Origin of the sequence: Thiomonas sp. FB-Cd (assembly GCF_000733775.1) — a bacterium.
Lineage (GTDB): Bacteria > Pseudomonadota > Gammaproteobacteria > Burkholderiales > Burkholderiaceae_C > Thiomonas_A.
In genome coordinates this window covers 225,423-244,698 of sequence record NZ_JPOE01000002.1, presented here as the reverse complement: position 1 = coordinate 244,698, position 19,276 = coordinate 225,423, and the positions used below count along the sequence as shown (strand labels likewise).

General features: G+C 60.7%; 20 protein-coding genes. 7 read left to right on the top strand and 13 right to left on the bottom strand.

From position 1 onward, the window contains the following. Positions 1-9: 9 nt before the first annotated feature. From secG to CD04_RS0101185, 6 genes are all read right to left on the bottom strand, one after another. Complete coding sequence (gene secG, locus CD04_RS0101210; RefSeq protein ID WP_031404002.1) at positions 10-441, bottom strand: preprotein translocase subunit SecG; 432 nt, start codon at positions 439-441, stop codon at positions 10-12. A gap of 32 nt (positions 442-473) precedes the next feature. After that, positions 474-1,226 carry a triose-phosphate isomerase gene (tpiA, locus tag CD04_RS0101205; RefSeq protein WP_031404001.1) on the bottom strand — a complete coding sequence of 251 codons (753 nt, stop codon included), beginning with the start codon at positions 1,224-1,226 and terminating at the stop codon, positions 474-476. Between the two features lie 33 nt (positions 1,227-1,259). Continuing rightward, complete coding sequence (locus tag CD04_RS0101200) at positions 1,260-2,240, bottom strand: NAD(P)H-quinone oxidoreductase (protein ID WP_031404000.1); 981 nt, start codon at positions 2,238-2,240, stop codon at positions 1,260-1,262. Positions 2,241-2,285: 45 nt separating this feature from the next. Beyond that, positions 2,286-4,418 carry a polyribonucleotide nucleotidyltransferase gene (gene pnp, locus CD04_RS0101195; RefSeq protein WP_031403999.1) on the bottom strand — a complete coding sequence of 711 codons (2,133 nt, stop codon included), beginning with the start codon at positions 4,416-4,418 and terminating at the stop codon, positions 2,286-2,288. Between the two features lie 256 nt (positions 4,419-4,674). Then, a complete protein-coding gene (gene rpsO, locus CD04_RS0101190; RefSeq protein WP_031403998.1) occupies positions 4,675-4,944 on the bottom strand; it encodes a 30S ribosomal protein S15 in 270 nt (89 codons plus the stop codon). A gap of 107 nt (positions 4,945-5,051) precedes the next feature. Next, the gene (locus CD04_RS0101185; protein WP_031403997.1) at positions 5,052-6,335 is read right to left on the bottom strand and encodes an RNA-guided endonuclease TnpB family protein; all 1,284 of its coding nucleotides are present in this window, start codon (positions 6,333-6,335) and stop codon (positions 5,052-5,054) included. Positions 6,336-6,699: 364 nt separating this feature from the next. Here CD04_RS0101185 and CD04_RS0101180 point away from each other — a divergent pair, with 364 nt between their 5' ends. After that, entirely contained in the window at positions 6,700-7,467 is a 768-nt protein-coding gene (locus CD04_RS0101180) for a metallophosphoesterase (RefSeq protein WP_031403996.1), read from the top strand. Between the two features lie 25 nt (positions 7,468-7,492). Here CD04_RS0101180 and tsaD read toward each other — a convergent pair whose 3' ends face one another. Next, positions 7,493-8,596 (bottom strand): tRNA (adenosine(37)-N6)-threonylcarbamoyltransferase complex transferase subunit TsaD, encoded by a 1,104-nt coding sequence (gene tsaD / locus CD04_RS0101175; protein ID WP_051848840.1) that lies wholly within the window; start codon positions 8,594-8,596, stop codon positions 7,493-7,495. Between the two features lie 163 nt (positions 8,597-8,759). On the opposite strand from tsaD, the gene rpsU reads away from it, so the two are divergent. Together rpsU and CD04_RS0101165 are read left to right on the top strand one after the other, a co-directional pair. After that, the gene (gene rpsU / locus CD04_RS0101170; protein ID WP_018913976.1) at positions 8,760-8,972 is read left to right on the top strand and encodes a 30S ribosomal protein S21; all 213 of its coding nucleotides are present in this window, start codon (positions 8,760-8,762) and stop codon (positions 8,970-8,972) included. A gap of 142 nt (positions 8,973-9,114) precedes the next feature. Further along, positions 9,115-9,564: a GatB/YqeY domain-containing protein gene (locus CD04_RS0101165; protein WP_031403994.1), complete on the top strand. Its 450-nt coding sequence runs from the start codon at positions 9,115-9,117 to the stop codon at positions 9,562-9,564. A gap of 31 nt (positions 9,565-9,595) precedes the next feature. Here CD04_RS0101165 and folE2 read toward each other — a convergent pair whose 3' ends face one another. The 4 genes from folE2 to CD04_RS0101145 all read right to left on the bottom strand — a co-directional run bounded on the left by folE2 (position 9,596) and on the right by CD04_RS0101145 (position 13,683). Next, entirely contained in the window at positions 9,596-10,381 is a 786-nt protein-coding gene (gene folE2 / locus CD04_RS0101160) for a GTP cyclohydrolase FolE2 (RefSeq protein WP_031403993.1), read from the bottom strand. Between the two features lie 122 nt (positions 10,382-10,503). Next, on the bottom strand, positions 10,504-12,417 hold the full coding sequence (gene dxs / locus CD04_RS0101155; protein ID WP_031403992.1) for a 1-deoxy-D-xylulose-5-phosphate synthase: 1,914 nt from the start codon (positions 12,415-12,417) through the stop codon (positions 10,504-10,506). Positions 12,418-12,419: 2 nt separating this feature from the next. After that, complete coding sequence (locus CD04_RS0101150) at positions 12,420-13,379, bottom strand: polyprenyl synthetase family protein (protein WP_231480593.1); 960 nt, start codon at positions 13,377-13,379, stop codon at positions 12,420-12,422. A gap of 43 nt (positions 13,380-13,422) precedes the next feature. Further along, a complete protein-coding gene (locus CD04_RS0101145) occupies positions 13,423-13,683 on the bottom strand; it encodes an exodeoxyribonuclease VII small subunit (protein WP_051848839.1) in 261 nt (86 codons plus the stop codon). A 198-nt stretch (positions 13,684-13,881) separates the two neighbouring features. Here CD04_RS0101145 and CD04_RS0101140 point away from each other — a divergent pair, with 198 nt between their 5' ends. Next, positions 13,882-14,991: an aromatic ring-hydroxylating dioxygenase subunit alpha gene (locus tag CD04_RS0101140; RefSeq protein ID WP_031403989.1), complete on the top strand. Its 1,110-nt coding sequence runs from the start codon at positions 13,882-13,884 to the stop codon at positions 14,989-14,991. 193 nt (positions 14,992-15,184) lie between these two features. On the opposite strand, the gene CD04_RS21235 is transcribed toward CD04_RS0101140, so the two are convergent. Then, positions 15,185-15,583 (bottom strand): zinc ribbon domain-containing protein, encoded by a 399-nt coding sequence (locus CD04_RS21235; protein WP_038167386.1) that lies wholly within the window; start codon positions 15,581-15,583, stop codon positions 15,185-15,187. A 601-nt stretch (positions 15,584-16,184) separates the two neighbouring features. Here CD04_RS21235 and CD04_RS0101125 point away from each other — a divergent pair. The 3 genes from CD04_RS0101125 (at position 16,185) to CD04_RS0101115 (ending at position 18,130) form a co-directional block, all read left to right on the top strand. Continuing rightward, positions 16,185-17,054 carry a sulfurtransferase gene (locus tag CD04_RS0101125; RefSeq protein ID WP_031403988.1) on the top strand — a complete coding sequence of 290 codons (870 nt, stop codon included), beginning with the start codon at positions 16,185-16,187 and terminating at the stop codon, positions 17,052-17,054. Positions 17,055-17,179: 125 nt separating this feature from the next. After that, positions 17,180-17,614 (top strand): universal stress protein, encoded by a 435-nt coding sequence (locus tag CD04_RS0101120; RefSeq protein WP_031403987.1) that lies wholly within the window; start codon positions 17,180-17,182, stop codon positions 17,612-17,614. An 81-nt stretch (positions 17,615-17,695) separates the two neighbouring features. Further along, positions 17,696-18,130, top strand: coding sequence for a universal stress protein (locus CD04_RS0101115; protein ID WP_031403986.1), 435 nt, complete (start codon positions 17,696-17,698; stop codon positions 18,128-18,130). Between the two features lie 325 nt (positions 18,131-18,455). Here the strand turns inward: CD04_RS0101115 and CD04_RS0101110 are convergent, their stop codons facing one another. Beyond that, positions 18,456-18,881 carry a hypothetical protein gene (locus CD04_RS0101110; protein WP_038167384.1) on the bottom strand — a complete coding sequence of 142 codons (426 nt, stop codon included), beginning with the start codon at positions 18,879-18,881 and terminating at the stop codon, positions 18,456-18,458. Positions 18,882-19,276: the final 395 nt, after the last annotated feature.

Below are 19,276 nucleotides of genomic sequence, written 5' to 3'. Positions count from 1 at the left end.
ATTGCACCATCAAGGTTGCTTGACGTCGCTTGCGCGCGCCGCCGGTGCCTTGCCCGCAGCTGGAACCTCGCCGGCGCCAGGGATCTGGGCAATGCCCGCGGGCGCACTGGCGGCCGATGGCCCGGCCCCAGCAGGAGCAGACGCGGAAACCAACGGCCTCCCCGCCCCTGCAAGTTTGCTCATCAACCCGCCACTATCGCCCGGTAGATTTCCGAAATACGCCAGCGCGAGGGTGCACGCGAAAAACACCGTAGCGGCGACTGCAGTACTGCGGCTGAGGAAGTTCGCCGAGCCGGTGGCACCAAACAGGCTGCCTGAGGAACCGGAACCGAACGACGCCCCCATGTCAGCGCCTTTGCCGTGTTGCATCAAAATCAGGCCGACCATGGTCAGCGCCGCGAGAATTTGAACGATAAGAATTAGATTGAGAACGATATGCATGATGAAAATCAGGTGAAGGACCGTGTCCAACCTCAGGTTGCAGCGCTTGCCGCGTCAGCAATGGCGAGAAACTCGACGGCGTTGAGTGACGCTCCTCCAATCAAGCCTCCGTCGATATCAGGCTGCGCAAAGAGCTCGACGGCGTTGGCAGACTTGACGCTGCCGCCATAGAGGATGCGCGTTCGGGCCGCGCCTTGGCAATGCCTTTGAGCTCGCTGGCGGATGAATGCGTGGACATCCTGAGCTTGTTGGGGGCTTGCTGTGCGCCCCGTGCCTATGGCCCAAACCGGTTCATAAGCAAGGATCAGATCGTGCATACGATCGCCCAGGAGATGCAGGATGGCATCAAGCTGCATACCCACCACGGCTTCAGTTTCGTCTCGCTCGCGTTGCTGCAAGGTCTCACCCACACAGACAATCGGCGTCATCCCGCTTGCAAGCACACGCTGCGCCTTGGCCGCTACAGCGGAGTCAGTTTCCCCGTGATACGCCCGGCGCTCAGAATGGCCCACGATGACGTGGCCACAGCTGAATTCGTGCAACATTGCGACTGAGACTTCCCCGGTGTAGGCGCCCTGCTCGTGCACCGAGCAGTCTTGTGCGCCAAGTCCGATCGCGCTGCCTGCAAGCCTTCGCTGCGCTTGTGCCAGATAGGGAAAAGGCACGCAGACCACGACATCGCAAGTGAGCCGTGCAGACGCCGCAGTGAGATCGCCGAGGAGAACCTCATTGGCAGCGAGCGAGCCGTGCATCTTCCAGTTTCCAGCAACCATCTTGCGACGCATGTCGTATTGTTTCCTTTTGACGGCTTGTGTCTATTAGGGCCAAGTCAGCACGATCTTGCCGATGTGCTGACCACTTTCCATCAATGCATGGGCCTCGGCGATCCGTTCGGCCGGCATCACCGCATGTACGCGGGGCCGGACGCGCCCAGCAGCAATCAACGGCCAAACCCTCTCGCGGAGCGCCCTTGCCACGCCAGCTTTGAACGCCACGCTACGCGCGCGCAGCGTGGAGCCCGTGATGGTTAAGCGGCGGCGCATGAGCAGCGAGGCGTCGAACGCAGCTGTCGCCCCACCCTGAACCGCGATGATGACCAAGCGGCCGTCCTCGGCCAGACAACCGACCTCACGGGCAACATAATCGCCACCGACCATGTCGAGCACAACATCGGCCCCTCGTCCATCAGTGTGCTCGCGCACCTGCTCGGCGAAATCCTGCGAACGATAATTAATCGCTCGCTCGGCACCCAGCTCCAGGCAAGCCTTGCACTTCTCATCGGAGCCCGCGGTAGCCCAGACTCGAGAACCCATGGCGCGAGCCAGTTGAATCGCTGTCGTGCCAATGCCGCTTGCCCCCCCTTGCACCAAAATCAGCTCGGCGGGTTTGAGCGCGCCGCGCTCAAACACGTTGTGCCAAACGGTAAAGAAGGTCTCGGGTATGGCAGCGGCTTCGGCGTCACTCAGCCCTTCGGGTACGGGCAGACATTGCCCAACAGGGGCAACGCAAAATTCGGCGTAGCCTCCCCCTGTGAGCAATGCGCACACCTTCTGGCCTGCGTACAGATCGGACCCGGCGAGATCACCCTTGATCACCTCGCCGCAGACTTCTAGACCCGGGATATCCGAAGCTCCAGGCGGTGGCGGATAAAGCCCTTTGCGCTGAAGAATATCGGGACGATTGATCCCGAACGCACGCACGCGCAACAAAACCTCCCCAGGCCCCGGCTCGGGCACAGCGCGATCCACCCAGCGCAACACATCGGGTGGCCCAGGTTTAGTAATTTCGGCAACGAGCATGTTCATGGCAAGCGCGCTAAGTGGCTATCCACACGCTACTGAATCTCAGGATTGCTGAGGCTCGACGCTCGCGGGCTGCGGAGCTGGTTCGCCATCCCCCAACAATGCCTTGATCGACAAACGAAAACGGCCCTTGTCATCCGTCTCGATGACCTTGACGCGCACCTTCTGCCCCTCCTGCAGATAATCGGAGACTTTGTTGACGCGCTCATTGGCAATCTGCGAAATGTGCAGCAGGCCATCCTTGCCGGGAAGCACGTTAACCAGCGCACCGAAATCGAGCAGCTTGACCACAGTGCCTTCATAAATCTGGCCGATTTCAACCTCGGCCGTAAGTTCGCCAATCCGGCGCATGGCTTCCTTGGCCTGCTGCGCATCGGTAGCGGCCACGGTAATGGTGCCATCTTCGGCGATATCAATTTGCGTGCCCGTTTCTTCGGTGAGCGCGCGAATCACGGCGCCGCCCTTACCAATTACGTCGCGGATGCGTTCAGGATTGATCTTCATGGTGTAGAGGCGCGGCGCGTAGGGCGAGACCTCGGCGCGCGCACCACCCACGGCTTGCTGCATCAAGCCCAAAATGTGCATACGGCCCTCGCGCGCCTGCGCCAGTGCCACCTGCATGATCTCGCGGGTGATGCCCTGAATCTTGATGTCCATCTGCAGCGCGGTGATTCCGATGGCCGACCCGGCCACCTTGAAGTCCATATCTCCCAAATGGTCTTCGTCGCCGAGGATATCCGTGAGGACCGCAAAACGGTTGCCATCCTTGATGAGACCCATTGCGATGCCAGCCACGTGTGCCTTCAACGGGACGCCCGCATCAAGCAGGCTTAGGCACCCACCGCAGACGGACGCCATCGACGAGGAGCCGTTGGACTCGGTAATTTCCGAGACCAGGCGCATCGTGTAGGCGAAATCCTCCTTCTTGGGCAGCACGGCGAGCAGCGCGCGCTTTGCCAAACGACCGTGCCCGATTTCGCGGCGCTTGGGTGAGCCCATGCGGCCCGTTTCGCCCGTGGCAAACGGAGGCATGTTGTAGTGAAGGAGGAAACGATCACGGTATTCGCCCCCAAGGGCATCGATGATCTGGGAATCCTGATCGGTACCTAGGGTCGCGACGACCAATGCCTGCGTTTCGCCCCGGGTGAACAACGCGCTGCCGTGTGTACGCGGCAACACCCCGGTACGAATCGTGATCGGGCGTACGGTGCGTGTATCACGACCGTCGATGCGCGGATCGCCGTTGAGGATCTGGCCGCGCACAATGCGCGCCTCCATGTCAAAAAGAATGGACTCCACCTTGGCGGCATCCACCACGGCCCCGTCGGCAGCCAAGGCCTCGTGCACCTGAGCATAAACTTGGCGCAGCGCATCGGTTCGCGCCTGCTTCTGCGTGATCTTATAGGCGGAACGCAGCCCCTCGCCCGCGACTGTGTCAATCCGGGCGATCAGTGCCTCGTCGCGCGCCTCGGGCTTCCAGTCCCATGCCGGCTTGCCACCTTCACGCACGAGATCATGGATGGCGTCAATCGCCAACTGCATCTGCTGGTGGCCGTACATCACCGCTTCAAGCATGACATCTTCCGCAAGCTGCTCGGCCTCGGATTCCACCATCAGCACGGCTGCCTCGGTGCCCGCAACGACGAGGTCAAGCCGCGACTCGGCCATTTGCGCCTTGCTTGGATTAAGCACATACGCACCGTTGATATAGCCCACGCGAGCCGCACCGATCGGGCCGTCAAATGGAATACCCGAAACAGACAGTGCGGCGCTTGCCGCGATCATCGCCGGAATGTCCGCCTCGACCTCAGGGTTGAGTGACAGGACGTGGATGACCACCTGCACCTCGTTGTAAAAGCCCTCAGGGAACAGCGGGCGGATCGGGCGATCGATCAAGCGCGACGTCAGCGTCTCACTTTCACTCAGTCGCCCCTCTCGCTTGAAAAACCCACCGGGGATCTTGCCTGCCGCGTAGGTCTTTTCGATGTAATCGACCGTGAGCGGGAAAAAATCCTGCCCCGGCTTCGCCGTCTTTGCCGCGACCACAGTAGCGAGCACCACGGTGTCGTCCATATTCAGCAATACCGCACCGCCCGCCTGCCGAGCAATTTCGCCGGTCTCGAGGGTGACCGTATGCGCACCCCACTGAAAAGTCTTGGTTATTTTGTTGAACATCGTGAACTCCATTTCATAGGCAGGGGACAATTCCCGCACCCCATTCAGCACCCAACCTTTGAGGGGCTAGGCCAGGCGGGAAGCACAATGCCATTCCAGCGCAACTCTTCATCCGTGCAATTTGGCGAAAAGCTGTCCTGGAATGACACAGCAGTACCTCCCTCATCAAAACGGCGCATGAACGCCATGCGCCCCGAACAACAACAGGGCGCCTGGGTCGAAAACTCAACGCAGGCGCCCAGGCTCATCCACCACCTTACTTGCGCAGGCTCAGCTTGACGATCAGCGCCTTGTAACGCTCCGCATCTTTGGACTTGAGGTAATCCAGGAGCTTGCGACGACGGCTCACCATCCTGAGCAGCCCACGGCGCCCGTGGTGGTCTTTCGCATGGGTTTTGAAATGCCCGGTCAATTCATTGATGCGGGCTGTAAGCAGTGCCACCTGGACCTCCGGGGATCCCGTGTCCTTGGGCGCACGCGCGTTGTCGGCGACGATTTGCGCCGTGTTGCTCTTGTCGAGACTCATCTGCAAAGTTTCCTGTAAAAAGACTAGCGAACGCAGAAGAAACCGTTCCGCGCCGTGAAAACCATAAGTCTACCTGATGACGGGAAGTCGCATGAACTCTCCCGCCGCTAAACGCATAGCGTTGTAGTGGGGGTTTCGCGGGTCACAGACTTGGACTTGCCACGTTGCCGTGGCAGAGGTTTCGGTCTCGCCGCCACGCCCGTCCCAGACGTGTCCTGCGTGTTGAATGCGTCGATGAGCACCACCATTGCGCTGTTCTGGTCGCGCGGCGCCGTGTGCCCGCACGGGCACACATGCATGCGTTGGCTCAGCGTCTTGGGCACGATCTCCCAACAGGCGGAGCACCGCTGCGACGGTTTGATCTGGCGCGTATTGCTCAGATGCAGTCGCGTACCAGCTTCTTCCGCTTTGTACGCGAGCATCGGATGCGCCATGCCGAACGCGGCCGAGAGAATTTCCCGGTTGAGTCCGGCCTTCTGCTGCACGCGACGGCCCGGTGCATCCGCCGTGCCCTTCGCGCTGCGGCTCATGGTCTTCGGGGCCAATTGCTCGGTCGCCAGGACGGCGCATTGCCGCACCATCCTGGTTGTTTCCTTCTGCACGAAGTCCCGGCGCAGATTGGAAATCCGGTCGTGCAGTTGTGCGATGCGACGCCCGAGCCGTTTGAAGCGCAGCGATCCCTTCTTCTTCCTGGCGCGCTGCCGCTGCAGCGCGGCAAGGTGCGGCAGTTCCTCGCGCACCCAGCGCGGGTTATCGATGGTCCGTCCATCGTCGAATGTCGCCCAGTGGGTGACACCGAAGTCCACGCCACGGCGCTGATCATCCGCGCGCTGCCGCGCACAGGCCGACTCGGGCACGCGCAGCGTCACCGACACGAACCACCCACCACCTTTGCGCGTGAGGGTGATGTCGTTGGGTTTGGCCTCAACCCCAAAGCGGTGACGCCCGCGCGCCCGGATAGACAGGGCCGCATCGCCGCTTCCCAACCGAAGCGTGGCACCACGGCCGCCGTGCTGCATGAGCTTCCAGCCAGCCGGGTCGGGATAGGCAAAGCCCGCGAACCGCTTCGCGGATTTGAACCGAGGGAATCCGGGCGTTTGACCAGCTTTGACCCGGCGAAAGAACGACTGGAAGGCGAGATCCAGCCGCCGCAGCGTCTGCTGCAAGGCATGACTGCCGAGCTCCACGAACTCAGGCCGATCCGCCTTGATCTGTGGCAGCGCGTTTTGCTGCTCGTAGTAAGAGATGGACTTCCTGGCCTTGTGCCAGGCGTCGATGCGCTCTTCCAGTGCCGCGTTGTACAACTCGCAGTGCAGCCGCGTCCACGCCTCCAGCCGCGCAGCTTGCGCGGCATTGGGATACAGCTTGAGCGTGACTTTGCGCCGTTGCATACTGGTATTTTATCCAGCCAAAGACCGAACAACAAGCGAAACCCGCCCGCTTGACCCCCTCCTGCCCGGTCGGCTTCGCCTGAGCGACGCTGTGCGTCGGGCCGGGCGAGGAAGGGGAACGCGCGGGCATTTGTTCAGGCCGAGGAAGGATAGCGCGCACGCTGCAAGCGCCGTGATTTACACAAAGGACAAAGACAAAGCGGGAAGAAGACACATTTTCCTGGCGTCATGTGAACAACTTCACACCATCGCCTCATTTCGAGCGAGGCCCCGCCGCATCCCCTGCCATTGCCGGCCATTTGCGGGTACATTGGCGGCGATCGAAAGCCTGCCCAATCCAACCACGCCGATCCGCGCTCCGGACATGCGCCTTCAACTTCTCTCTGACCTCCACCTTGAAACGCAAACCTTCGCGCCTACGCCGGCGCCCACTGCGGACGCGCTGATCCTGGCTGGAGACATTGACGCCCATCACGACGGCTTGGAGTTGTTCGCCAACTGGCCTGTGCCCGTCCTGTTCGTCGCCGGCAATCATGAGTTCGACAACAAGGATTTCGACTCCACGCTGAAAGCTCTGCGCACGCGCTGCGAACGGCTCGGCATCACGATGCTCGAGCGCGAAACCGTGGTCATGCGCTTCGGTGAGCAGCTGGTGCGTTTCGTCGGCACTACGCTGTGGAACGACTTCGACCTTTTTGGCGCTGCAGAACGTCAGCGTTGCATGCGCGCCGCTCGGTATTTCATCGAGGAAGTCCAGCGCTCCTCGCGATACGGGCTGCCAATGGACGCTGAAGCCCTGCGCCAAGAAGGCCTGCGCAATAAAGAATGGCTAACGAATGCGCTGCAAGCACCACCCAGCGTGGCTGGCGTGTATGACAGGACCGTCGTCGTCACCCATTTTGCGCCAAGCCTGCGCAGCACGGATTCTCGGTATCCGGTGAACGGCGCCACAGCCAGCTTCTGCAACGCCTACGATGACCTTATTGAACGTTGCCACCTATGGATTCACGGCCACTTGCATTGCCGACATGACTACCAGACAGGCAGCACCCGCGTGATCTGCAACGCGCGTGGCCACGCCAGCAGTGGCGAAGATTACGATTTTAAGCCCTTGGGCGTGTGGGAAGTCTGACCATCGCCCAGACGAGCGCCCCCACTCAGTTTGCGGTTGCACGATGCTCAAAGCTGGCGGTGGAAACCAACTCTGCCAGGTCCCAGCGCGGGCGAACATCAAAGGCGTAATCCCGGCTCGCGCTCGCCAATCCAGCTTGCAACCTACGGCAAGCAGCGTATGCGATCATCGGTCCATTGTCAGTGCACCACTGCAGATCAGGGTAGTACACATGCTTCCCGGCCTTCATGCAAGCCTGATCGAGCTTTTCCCGCAAACGACGATTTGCCCCGACGCCCCCTGCCACCACCAAAGTCGACCGGTTCGTGAGCCGCGTCGCCTCCATCGCCTTGCTCACCAGGACGTCGGTGATTGCCTCCTGGGTGGCGGCCGCGAGGTCTGCGCGGCTCTGTTCACAACTATTGGTACCCAATTGCCTGACTTTGGTCAGCACCGCGGTTTTTAGCCCCGCGAAGGAAAAGTCCAGGTCGCCACTATGCAACTTGGGCCTGGGTAACGCGAAAGCTTGCGGATTTCCGAAAGATGCCATACGGGCCAGCTCTGGCCCACCCGGATAGCCCAGACCGAGAAGCATGGCTGATTTGTCGAACGCCTCGCCCGCAGCGTCGTCCACCGTTTCCCCCAAGAGCCGGTAATCGCCAAGCGCAATCACGTCCAGCAACATGGTATGGCCACCCGACACCAGCAAGGCCACGAAAGGAAAGGTCAACCCGGAATCCGACAGCAAGGGCGACAACAGATGACCTTCGAGATGGTGGATGCCAATGAGGGGCTTGTCCGCCGCCATCGCCAAGGCGGTGGCGAGCCCCGCCCCCACCAGCAGTGCCCCTGCCAACCCGGGACCACGCGTGTAGGCAATGGCATCAAGGTCTGCCAGCGTGCAATCCGCCTCTGTGAGTGTGTGCTCAATCAACGGCAGCGTGCGCGCGATATGGTCGCGCGATGCCAGCTCTGGTACGACACCACCATAGAGCCGGTGCATGGCCACTTGCGAATGCAAAGCATGTGCGAGCAGACCGCGCTCGCTGTGGTAGACCGCAACGCCGGTTTCATCACATGAAGTTTCGAGCCCTAAGATGCAAAGAGGTGCGTGGGACGAAGCCAATTTGTTGTTGTGCTCTGGAGACATTGGTATGAGTCGTACCAGCATTGACGTGGTCGCCGGAATTAGTTCAACGTCTACTGGATGGATATTGGTATACTTTACCGGTTTTTTCACCCTCTCCTGATTACGCCGAGACTTGTAGTTCAGTAGTCCGCGCCCAGACTTCGCTGAAAGGTAGCTGTTTGCAATGACCACGATTCGCATCAAAGAAAACGAACCCTTCGATGTTGCCCTGCGCCGCTTCAAGCGCACGATTGAAAAACTCGGCCTGTTGACGGATCTGCGCGCACGCCAGTTTTATGAAAAGCCCACCGCCGAGCGCAAGCGCAAGAAAGCCGCTGCGGTCAAGCGCCATTACAAGCGCATTCGCAGCCACATGCTCCCCAAGCGCCTGTACTGATTCTTCTCGGGCCGGGCACAACCGGCTCTGCGTGAGATCACGAGGGGCTTTATCTTTTGCTCGCCATCGTGAGTGACGCCATGCAAACATCGTTTGTCCATCTTGCCCGCAAATCATGCATGTCTGCGGGCTTTTTCTCATCATGAACCTCAAGACACGCATTCAAGACGACATGAAGGCGGCAATGCGGGCCAAGGATGCTGAGCGTCTGGGCACGATACGCATGCTGCTGGCCGCGATGAAGCAAAGGGAAGTCGACGAGCGCGTGGAGTTGGACGATCCCGCCATCGTTTCCATCATCGACAAGATGATCAAACAACGGCGAGACGCGATCACGCAATTTGAAGCTGGCAACCGGTCCGATCTCGCCGCGAAGGAAGGTGCTGAAATCGCGGTGCTGGAGCCCTATTTGCCTGAGCGTTTGAGCGAAGATGCGCTCGATGGGGAAATTCGCGCCGCGATCAAAGACACTGGCGCGAAAGGCCCACAGGAATTGGGCAAGGTGATGGGCATCCTCAAGTCTCGCCTGGCTGGACGGGCCGATATGGCACAGGCATCGGCACGCGCCAAAGCTCTTCTCGGACAGGCCTAATCAACCTCAGCGCAGAGCTGCCCTACGCGCATCACCCCTCGATTCGAGCGTAAGCCGAGTGGTTGTGGATCGACTCGAAGTTCTCCGCTTCGACCACAAAATGCTCGATGCGCAGATCCTTTTGCACGCGTGCTGCGACGTCGCGCACCAAATCCTCGACGAACTTGGGGTTTTCGTAGGCACGCTCGGTAACGTATTTTTCGTCGGGCCGCTTGAGAAGGCCCCAGATTTCGCACGACGCTTCTTCCTCTGCGATGCGAATCAGCCGCTCAAAAGCCAGTGGCTCCAGAAGGTCAACCGCGATGGTGATGTGTGACCGCTGGTTGTGCGCACCGTAATCCGAGATTTCCTTCGAACAGGGGCACAGCGCCTTCACCGGAACCTGCACGCTTGCGGTGATTTGTGTCTTTGGGCCATCGACGCGTGCGATCCAGACCGCCTCGTAATCCATCAAGCTTTGTACCTTGCTCACGGGAGCGGTTTTGCGTATGAACAGGGGAAAACGAAATGCAATCTGCCCTGCGTCTGCCTGCAAACGTTGGCGCATCGTCTGCGCCAAAGCAACCAACCCGGCATGGTCCAGCGGTTCGACCAACCCCTCGAGCACTTCGACGAAGCGCGACATGTGTGTGCCTTTCTTATTAGCCGGCAAGGCCACATCGGCATCGACCATGGCTACCGTTGCCTGCGCGCTTCCGTCAACCATACGCACGACCAGTGGATAGCGCAGGCTTTTGACCCCTACACGCTGGATGGCGATACGACGGTCATCTGTGCCGCTCTGAATATCGGGGATAAGTTCGAGAGGTTTGTTCATGGTCGGGACAGGTCTCGTCCGCTCAGGCATGGACGACGAATTGGTTGACTGAGTTTTGACCAATTATCGTGGCCAACCCTATTCCTTCGCTTGCCGGCGAGTAAGCCACGTTCACACGAGCCTTAAGCATTGGCCGCGCGTTGAAGTGGTCCAGGTAGGTCGCCCACGATGTCAGGGAATCGGGCGTGGATGCTGTGCAGGAGACCCGCCGCGTCGAGGCCGATTGCGGCCGTAATTTGGACAGGGTCACCATGCTCGAGCCAGGCGTCCGGCAAACCCAGGCTTAGTACGGGCGTGTGCGAATCCCGCGCCTGCAATGCCCCAATACAAGCTGAACCTGCGCCCCCAAGTACAGCGCCCTCCTCCACCGTCACGAGGGCGTCATGGGTCTGCGCCATGTGGTGTAACAACTCGACATCCAGTGGTTTGATGAATCGCATGTTCACCACTGAAGCATCCAGTGACTCGGCAACTCTCAAGGCCGTATACAGAACTGGTCCAAAAGCGAGTATGGCAATGCGCCGGCCGCTCGGCGCCTGTGATGCTCGCCGCAACTGCGCGCGGCCAACAGTCAGCACGCCCATATCGGCGCGGTTAACCTGCGCCCCCACCCCGGCACCACGCGGATAACGCACAGCCGAAGGTCCGTTCAGGCTGTACCCGGTACAAAGCATCTGCCGGCATTCCGCTTCGTCAGCTGGCGCCATCAGTGTGACATTAGGCAGGCAGCGCAGTGCCGGTATGTCAAATGCGCCAGTGTGCGTTGCGCCATCAGCCCCCACCACCCCGGCGCGGTCGATTGCGAAAAGGACGGGCAAGTTTTGTATGGCGACATCATGGATAACCTGGTCGTAGGCTCTCTGAAGGAAGGTGGAGTAAATAGCAACGACCGGTTTGAGTCCCTCGCACGCCAGACCCGCTGCGAAGGTGACAGCATGCTGCTCGGCAATGCCCACGTCGTGATAGCGGCCGGGGTACTTCTGGGAGAACTCAACGAGGCCGGACCCCTCGCACATCGCCGGAGTGATGGCGACCAAGCGATCATCCTTGACCGCGATGTCGCAAAGCCATTGCCCGAAAACCTGCGCGTAAGTCGGCTTGGGTGCCACAGCGGGCGGCTTGATCCCCTCAACCGGGTTGAATCGGCCTGGGCCGTGGTACGTGATGGGGTCAGCCTCGGCCAACTTGTAGCCGTAGCCTTTCTTGGTCACAACGTGGAGCAACCGCGGTCCGCTACGCTCGCGCAGGTTTTGCAGCGTGGGCACAAGTGCGCTCAAGTCGTGGCCATCGATTGGGCCGATATAGTCGAAGCCGAACTCCTCGAACAGTGTGCCGGGCACCACCAGGCCCTTGGCATGCTCTTCCAGTCGTCGTGCCAGCTCGAACAGGGGCGGAGGCGCAACTTTCAGAACTTGTTTGGCCGCATCTCGCGCGCTTGCGTAAAAGCGGCCCGACAGCAGGCGCGCCAGATAGCGATTAAGCGCTCCTACCGGAGCCGAGATCGACATGTCATTGTCATTGAGCACCACCAGCAGGTCCGCCTCTGGGTGCACGCCGGCATTGTTCAACGCCTCGAATGCCATGCCACCCGTCAACGCGCCGTCGCCGATCACGGCCACCACCTTGCGTCGCTCGCCTTTGCTATGCGCAGCCAGCGCCATGCCAAGCGCTGCCGAGATCGACGTGGATGAGTGCGCTGTGCCAAACGTGTCATAGGGAGACTCTTCGCGGCGCGGAAACCCGGAAATGCCGCCATACTGCCGCAATGTTCCCATCTGCTCGCGCCGACCCGTCAGAATTTTGTGCGCATAGGTCTGATGTCCTACGTCCCACACCAAGCGGTCCTGCGGCGTATCGAACACGTAGTGCAGAGCTACCGTCAGCTCCACAGTGCCCAGATTTGATGACAAATGCCCGCCAGTACGCGAGACCGTGTCAAGAATAAACTGCCGCAATTGCTGCGCCAGTTGCGGCAATTGGTCGGGTTTGAGCCGGCGCAAGTCGTGCGGATCCTGGATACGGTTGAGTAGTTCCATGTTTAATGATTCCTGGACACAATGCGCTGTGCAAGTGCAGTTAGATGCCCAGCACGTGCGCGCTGGGCTGGTGGCAGCGCATCAATCGCACCTAGCGCCTCGCCCAGCAGTTGCCGAGCCAGGGCCCAAGCCGGCTCCAAGCCCAAAAGTGTCACGAAGGTGGCCTTGCCCTGCTGCGCGTCTTTGCCAGCGGTTTTGCCCAGCGTGGCCGAATCGCTACTGGCGTCGAGCACGTCGTCCACAACTTGGAAAGCCAGGCCAATTGCATCGGCGTAGCGCCTGAGCAATTGCTCACAATGCGCGGTGACAGGGTCGATGAGGATCTCGCTGCTCCCGCATGCCAGTCCCATCAGCAGGCTTGCCTTGACCAACGCGCCCGTCTTGCGCCGATGCATGTCGGTCAGCGCGTTCGCGCCAAGCACATGCCCAGTCGCGGCCAAATCAATAGCCTGCCCGCCTGCCATGCCATCGGCACCAATGGCCCCTGCCAGCAAGGCGCAAAGGCGCGCTTGTACCGCGGGCGGCACCGCTGGGTTGGACGTAAGCACCTCAAATGCGCGGCTTTGCAGCGCATCGCCAGCCAATAGTGCCATGGCTTGCCCGAATTGCACGTGTACCGTAGGCAACCCACGGCGAAGGATGTCGTTGTCCATGCAGGGCAAATCATCGTGCACTAAGGAGTAGGCATGAACGAGTTCGACCGCGCATGCCGCCGCGTCCAGCGCCGCGGGTTCACCATCAAAGCATTCGCCCGCCGCCCACACCAACAGGGGCCGTATACGCTTGCCCCCAAGGGCCGCCGCATAGTGCATTGCCTCGGCCAAAGCGGGGCTGGCCGCAGAGCACCCGGGAACATGATGCTCAATCAGCGACTGAATTCGCGCAACATGTGTATGCACCCAGGCGTCGAACGCAGGCTCCGCATCCTGCAATGGGGCTTCCGAATGATCCCAGTCTCGCATCATTGAAAGCCTTGCGCCAGGCGCATCAGAATCCGGCATGCCATCAATTGCCGGGGGCGCGGTCATTTGCATATGGCTTGAGCTCTGTTCCATCCAGCATCTGGATCTGCTGCTCCACCGCTTGGAGCTTCTCGCGGCAAAAACGCAACAGGCCGGCTCCGCGCTGGTACGACTTCAGTGTGTCATCAAGGCTCATCTGACCGGACTCGAGTTGTTGCACGAGTTGCTCCAGCTCCGCCGTGGCGTCCTCGTAACTGGCCGGCTGTACATCGACCAGGGTCTGTTTGCGCGTGCTTGCATTCATGGCTGTAGCGGGAATGCCGCCGTAAACCGAATCAACAGATGCGGCAGGGCTGGCTCAATCAAGGGAAAAGGTGATACGGCATTTTATCGGCTAGGGCGTAAGCCACACTGCCAGCCATAGCCAACCTCGGAATAGCCGGGGCGGTCTACAATTGACTTGCGTTATTTATTTGATTTTTCAGGAGATTTGAAGCCCATCATGTCGGATTTGAGCGTGCATCTGGCCCCGAGCAAAACCCAACTGCCGGTCACGGCATATTTTGACGCCGAGCTTTATGCGAAGGAGAAACAGCTCATCTTCGATGGCGGGCCACGCTATCTCGGGCATGAACTCGCCGTGCCGAACGCCGGTGATTACTATGCGCTGCCCCACGAAGGCGACGGTCGCGTGCTACTGCGCAATGCTGCAGGATCGGTTGACCTGCTCTCCAACGTGTGCCGTCACCGCCAGGCCGTCATGCTCAAGGGACGCGGTCAAACCGGCCGCAATATTGTTTGCCCTCTGCATCGCTGGACCTACAAGCTCGATGGCGAATTGATTGGGGCGCCCCATTTCAACGAAGACCCCTGCTTGCATTTACAGCGCTACGCCCAGCCACAAAGTTGGAACGGGCTCCTTTTCGAACGCAACGGCTTCGATGTGGCACAAGCATTAGCGGGCTTGCAGGCTGGCGCGTACCTCGACTTCAATGGTTATGTGCTTGACCACGTCGAGATGCACCAATGCGACTACAACTGGAAGACCTTCATCGAGGTGTATCTGGAGGACTACCACGTCGCCCCCTTCCACCCCGGGTTAGGGCAGTTCGTGAGCTGCGATGATTTGCGCTGGCAGTTCGGGACTGCTTTCAGCGTGCAGACCGTGGGCATCAACAACGCATTGAGCAAGGCCGGAAGCAAGGTTTACGCGAAATGGCACCAGGCCGTACTCAATTTCCGCCAAGGTGTGCCGCCCGAACATGGTGCGATCTGGCTTACGCTGTATCCCAACATCATGGTGGAGTGGTACCCACATGTACTCGTGGTGTCGGCCTTGTATCCGCAGGGCCCCCAGAAGACGCTGAATGTGGTTGAGTTCTACTACCCCGAGGAAATCGTTGCCTTCGAACGCGAATTCATCGAGGCTGAACGCGCGGCCTACATGGAAACCTGCACGGAAGACGATGAGATCGCGGAACGCATGGATGCTGGACGCCGCGCCTTGATGGAACGGGGTGATGATCAAGCCGGCCCCTACCAGACCCCTATGGAAGACGGCATGCGTCATTTCCACGAGTGGTACCGCAACAAGGTGGGCACGGTTGCATGAAGCCGCTTTGAGGGCAAGGCCTGTACATTGAGCTCTCCCCCGCGACAACGCATGGCGTTTTCGCGGGGGTTTCACACTTCACCGACCCGGGCGGGACGGCATGGCGGACGTCCGGACTGACCGTGGTCTCCATGGGCGTGACTTCGGATCGTTCCAACCCGGGTTGGACCTTGAACCGTAGGCGCATCGTGCGCTAGCGATCGCGCTCCCGGCACGATCCGGCGAGGACCTCATCCACGCCACGCTGCGCAATCACGCGGGATGCGTTGGCGTCGGCGCTGTCCTGATACCCGCAGCGCGGACAGACCAAAGCGGCCTGCGTGGGCCGGCTGTCCCGATAAAAATGGCCGTACGCCGCACAGTCCTGCGAGCTGTGTTGCGCCGACACGGTCAGGCACCGCTTGCCCGCTCGCAGCGCCTTGCATGTCGAAAAGGCGTTCGTCTTGCCCAACGCTGAGCGCAGGGTCGCGGCATTGAGCTCCGATTTGGCGGATTCGCCGTTGCGCTGCCAGCGCCCCTGCTCGTCCTGCTTGGGCCTGGCACCGGCGGTCCATCGCCCTGGCGAGACCGGGCCGCGCACGGCAGCGCGCATTGAGGAAGCCCAGCCAAGGGGGCATCGACCCGGCTGCGCCGTGACTCATCAACAACGCCAGCGCGTGATCCTGAACGGTACTCGCCGGTCGAGCCCAGCGACGCCGGTAAAAGGCTCACGCGGGGCCGCAGCGGCTCGAAGCCAAACCCGCGACGGCGACGGCAAAACGCAACACCCGCAGCGGTTCATGCACCTCTATAAACGAGAGTACGGCCAACACGACGACGCATTGACCATTGACGTGGCGGCAACAGCGCATCGGCACGCCAGGCCAAGACGGTCATGCGCAACGTCGTGCCTTCACTCGCAATGCCGGCACGGCCATGGAGTTGTTGGCGGAATGTGCAGTCGGAATGGCAACCATGCCCGAAGCTCCCGAGAACCCCCTGTCCGCCCTGAAGGCGCCATAAGCCATGCGCGCGTCATGAGCTGCGGATCGCGGACGTTCCGATCGAGGGGATGGGAAAACCTCTATCCAGAGAAGATTTGGGGCTCCGGCTCAAAGACAGAGCGCATGGAATGGGCCGAAGCCTGCGACCGAGGAATCCAGATACCTTTCGCGAAGGCATAATCAAGGACTCCTGACCGGTGCCACCCTTCCATGACCTACCATCACACTCTGATTTCCGCGTCGCAGCTGCAGGAGATTCTCTCAGAGGCGTTTGTCGCCGACTGCAGTCACGAGCTCAGCGACCCTGCTGCCGGGGCACACGACTACGCCAGTGGCCATATTCCGGGCGCGGTTCACTTTCATCTGGATCGCGATTTGTCGTCTTCGCCTGGCCGGCACAACGGTCGTCATCCGCTCCCCGACCGGGACGCCTTCGCTGCTTTGCTGCGTGCACGGGGCCTACGCGATGGGCAACAGGTGATCGCCTACGATCGCGCACAGGGGCCTTACGCAGCACGCCTGTGGTGGCTGCTGCGCTGGCTGGGTCATGAGCGGGTCGCCGTGCTCGACGGCGGCTGGCAGGCGTGGATCGCAGCAGGCGGAACGTCCCAGACCGAAACGCCTGCTCCGCGACCCGTTGGGGATTTTCAGGCCCGACCCGCGCTTGTTGGATTCGTTCAGGTGGGCGATGTACTGGCCAACCTGCGCCATGGCCAGCGTCTGCTCGTGGACGCCCGCTCGCCAGAGCGCTATGCCGGGCAAGGCGAAACCCTTGACCCCAGGGCTGGCCATATTCCCGGCGCTGTGTGCCGCTTTTTCCGAAATAATTTGCAGAGTGACGGACGTTTCAAGCCTGTCGACGCCCTGCGCACCGAATGGCTGGCTGTGCTGGGCAAGCGCAAACCCCATGAGATCGTCAACCAGTGCGGGTCGGGCGTATCCGCTTGCCTCAACATCCTGGCTCTGGATCACGTCGGGCTGGGAGGCTCTTTGCTCTATCCTGGTTCTTGGAGCGAATGGTGCGCGGACCGTGATCGCCCCATGGTAAGTGGCACACAAATCGAGGATCCGGCGGCCTAATCGGGCAATCGGCCCACACTTAATCGTGTTTCACGCGCAAACGTTGCATCAGATCAAAGCCCGACAGGGCCGCTAGACGCAAGATATTCTCTCGTCTTGATCTTTCGCCAACCAAGGAGAATGTGATGTACAGGAAGATTCTGGTCCCCACCGACGGCTCAGAGACAGCAACCAAGGCCATTGCGCCGGCCGTGCAACTCGCCAAGCAATGCGGCGCGGCTGTGGTGGGCGTGACGGTGACTGACCCCTATCCTTACTCAGGTCTGGCCGAATCCGTGCCGATCACGGCCGACGAATACCGAGCTAGCACCACGAAGGCCGCCGAGGCAGCGCTTCAACCGTTGGTGGACGCCTGCAAGACAGCGGGCGTGGGCTGTGAATGCGTTGTTTCCGAGGACATCCACCCGTGGAAGGCTGTCCTTGAGGCGGCTAACGAGAAAGGATGCGATTTGGTGGTCATGGCATCGCACGGGAGACGCGGCGTCCAGGCCGTGCTCCTCGGCAGCGAGACACAAAAGCTTCTTACTCACTCCCAATTGCCGGTCCTAGTGGTGCGCTGAGCGTTAAACGCCGCTGCCTTTTCGTCGGCACTGTGTCACTCTGCCAGCTTCGCCGGTTTTCCCTGATCTTTGGAGATTTTCATGTTCAAACACATCCTCATTACGACAGACGGCTCGGAGTTTGCTGAGCGAGCTATTCCCATTGCCATTGAACAAGCGAAGGCGAATGGAGCCAAGGTGACGGCCGTTTCGGTCGTAGATCTCTATCCCTATATCGGCGCCATTGAAGTCATGCCCACCGGCATCGAGGGTTGGCAGGAAGCCATCCGCGCTCAGGCTGATGCAGCTGTGCAAAAGGTTGCGGATGCGGCCAAAGCCGCCGGCATCGCCTGCAACACTGCCGTGCAGGAAGACACGCTGGCTTGGCGCGGTCTGCTCGCGGTCGCTGAGCGCGAGCACTGCGACCTGATCGTAATGTCCTCCCACGGCCGCGGAGGGTTGACCTCTGCTCTGCTGGGGAGCCAGACCGCGCGCGTACTCTCGCACACAAAAATACCGGTGCTGGTGGTGCGCTGACCAGATGCAGGACAAGCCCAGCCGCCCGGGGCGGGGAAGAATGGCGCGGACGTCGCAGACATCGTTGAGGGGCTTGCGGTCGGTCTGCTCAATGCTTTCGATTGAACCTGGATTGAAGGCGGAACACGCCCGGATCGCCTGCGAATTCAGAGGTGCAGCCATGCCGCCGGCCGCAGGAACCCACCGAAGTGGCCCACCGCGGCTCGATGCCGGGGTGAGCGCCGTGGGAATCCCCGACCTTTGCGCGCACGCGGTGGCGAAAGTCAAAGGCGGTGAGATCTCAATGTCACTGACTTGCGAAGTTCTAGGCCGGGTACCGCGTCAGTCATGACCGCGCGGTCCGAGAGCCGTCTCGTGATAGCAAGCGCCATGCGACAAGCGCCAGCGCGGGATCCAGCACGGCAAACATCAGCAGCGTGTGGGGAAAGACGCCATTGACTGCAGCAGATATGAGGACGAGCGGCACGAGGACAATGCGATCAAGAATTGACGCCGCGACGACCTGCCTGCCGCCAGACCGGCCCACGAAGATATAGAGCCATCCAATCATGGCCACGGTCATTCCAAGGAGGCGCGTGAGCGTGGCCTCGTTTTCCACGAATGCCGGATCAAGAAAGAGCTTCTGAACTGCCGCTGGCCACAACAGGAGCAACGAACCTGATGCCAGGTACACAAGGCGGCAGGCTGAGGTGAATTTCGAGGCGGCCGTGAGATTGGCTGGTGACTCCTTGAGCGCGCCGATAAGTGTCATCGCTGTTCTCCTACAAGAGTGACTACGGCAATACACACGGACCGCGTACGGCATGCGGCATGCGGCATGCGGCCTAACGAATGAGTTCAGCGCTCGCCGAAGCGGTCCGTTGGACAAAGGGTCTTCCCCGTTCCTGAGATGCATCGATGTACCAAGATCGAGGTGTCGAGGATGAACTCTCCCGCCGCTCGATGCATGGCGCTGTCGAGGGGGTTTCGTGGGCCAAGGATTTCGACTTGGCCCGTTGCCGGGGTCGAGGTTTGGGTCTCGCCGCCACGCCTGTTCCAGGCGTGTCCCGAAAAGGGATTTGCTGCGCTGCATGCGCGTCGATGAGAACGACCAACGCGCTGTTGCGGTCGCGCGGCATGACGTGCCCGCAGTGCGGGCACACTGCG

Coding starts and splice junctions, on each gene's coding strand:
- secG (WP_031404002.1), bottom strand. CDS start 441: ATGCATATCGTTCTCAATCTAATTCTTATCGTTCAAATTCTCGCGGCG.
- tpiA (WP_031404001.1), bottom strand. CDS start 1,226: ATGCGTCGCAAGATGGTTGCTGGAAACTGGAAGATGCACGGCTCGCTC.
- CD04_RS0101200 (WP_031404000.1), bottom strand. CDS start 2,240: ATGCTCGTTGCCGAAATTACTAAACCTGGGCCACCCGATGTGTTGCGC.
- pnp (WP_031403999.1), bottom strand. CDS start 4,418: ATGTTCAACAAAATAACCAAGACTTTTCAGTGGGGTGCGCATACGGTC.
- rpsO (WP_031403998.1), bottom strand. CDS start 4,944: ATGAGTCTCGACAAGAGCAACACGGCGCAAATCGTCGCCGACAACGCG.
- CD04_RS0101185 (WP_031403997.1), bottom strand. CDS start 6,335: ATGCAACGGCGCAAAGTCACGCTCAAGCTGTATCCCAATGCCGCGCAA.
- CD04_RS0101180 (WP_031403996.1), top strand. CDS start 6,700: ATGCGCCTTCAACTTCTCTCTGACCTCCACCTTGAAACGCAAACCTTC.
- tsaD (WP_051848840.1), bottom strand. CDS start 8,596: ATGTCTCCAGAGCACAACAACAAATTGGCTTCGTCCCACGCACCTCTT.
- rpsU (WP_018913976.1), top strand. CDS start 8,760: ATGACCACGATTCGCATCAAAGAAAACGAACCCTTCGATGTTGCCCTG.
- CD04_RS0101165 (WP_031403994.1), top strand. CDS start 9,115: ATGAACCTCAAGACACGCATTCAAGACGACATGAAGGCGGCAATGCGG.
- folE2 (WP_031403993.1), bottom strand. CDS start 10,381: ATGAACAAACCTCTCGAACTTATCCCCGATATTCAGAGCGGCACAGAT.
- dxs (WP_031403992.1), bottom strand. CDS start 12,417: ATGGAACTACTCAACCGTATCCAGGATCCGCACGACTTGCGCCGGCTC.
- CD04_RS0101150 (WP_231480593.1), bottom strand. CDS start 13,379: ATGCGAGACTGGGATCATTCGGAAGCCCCATTGCAGGATGCGGAGCCT.
- CD04_RS0101145 (WP_051848839.1), bottom strand. CDS start 13,683: ATGAATGCAAGCACGCGCAAACAGACCCTGGTCGATGTACAGCCGGCC.
- CD04_RS0101140 (WP_031403989.1), top strand. CDS start 13,882: ATGTCGGATTTGAGCGTGCATCTGGCCCCGAGCAAAACCCAACTGCCG.
- CD04_RS21235 (WP_038167386.1), bottom strand. CDS start 15,583: ATGCGCGCTGCCGTGCGCGGCCCGGTCTCGCCAGGGCGATGGACCGCC.
- CD04_RS0101125 (WP_031403988.1), top strand. CDS start 16,185: ATGACCTACCATCACACTCTGATTTCCGCGTCGCAGCTGCAGGAGATT.
- CD04_RS0101120 (WP_031403987.1), top strand. CDS start 17,180: ATGTACAGGAAGATTCTGGTCCCCACCGACGGCTCAGAGACAGCAACC.
- CD04_RS0101115 (WP_031403986.1), top strand. CDS start 17,696: ATGTTCAAACACATCCTCATTACGACAGACGGCTCGGAGTTTGCTGAG.
- CD04_RS0101110 (WP_038167384.1), bottom strand. CDS start 18,881: ATGACACTTATCGGCGCGCTCAAGGAGTCACCAGCCAATCTCACGGCC.